The sequence below is a fragment of the Anaerostipes sp. CAG:276 genome, assembly GCF_000432215.1.
Taxonomy (GTDB): Bacteria; Bacillota; Clostridia; order Lachnospirales; family Lachnospiraceae; genus Anaerostipes; species Anaerostipes caccae.
In genome coordinates this window covers 1-591 of sequence record NZ_FR889169.1, presented here as the reverse complement: position 1 = coordinate 591, position 591 = coordinate 1, and the positions used below count along the sequence as shown (strand labels likewise).

Annotated in this window: 1 protein-coding gene; it reads right to left on the bottom strand. The window is 48.7% G+C overall.

Going from position 1 to position 591, the window contains the following annotated elements:
• Positions 1-591 (bottom strand): precorrin-6A/cobalt-precorrin-6A reductase (locus QVP35_RS00815; protein WP_288187710.1); only part of this gene is annotated, 591 nt, incomplete at both ends.

Genomic DNA, 591 nt, shown 5'->3' with positions numbered 1-591 from the left:
CGCCTCTTTTGCGGCCTCTAATTTTTCCGGAAATCCACCTTCCATACCGGAGGCCTTTGTCACCATCCATTTACAGCCATACTGCCTGAGCATTGCAGTATTCAGGTCCTTTGAAAACGGCCCCTGCATACAGATCAAATGATTTCCCCGAAACCCCATTTCGTCACAGCTTTTTACCACATCCGGAAGAGAGAGGACTCTCGCATAAATCCTCTCTTCAAATTCAGGAACCGCAGTAAACTCTGCCAAATCTTTGCTTCCTGTTGTCAAAAGAACATTTCCCTCTGTGCGTGAAAGAAACTCCGCTGCTTCTTTTGCGGAACTGACACAGGTAATGTCTCCTCCGTCCCAGGTGCCCTCGTCCCTTACCAGCCGTATCAGCTCCGTGTGGGTGTGGATACAGGCTGACCGTATATTTTCTGTTACCAATTCTGCATACGGGTGTGTGGCGTCAACCACAAGATCCGGTTTTTGGATTCTGATCTGTTCTTCCATCTCCTCTGCGGAAAGTCTTTCAGGAGACAGGACCATATGCTCCGCTTCCCCGATCAGGCTTTTCCCATATTCAGTTGCCGTAAATACAAAGACCTC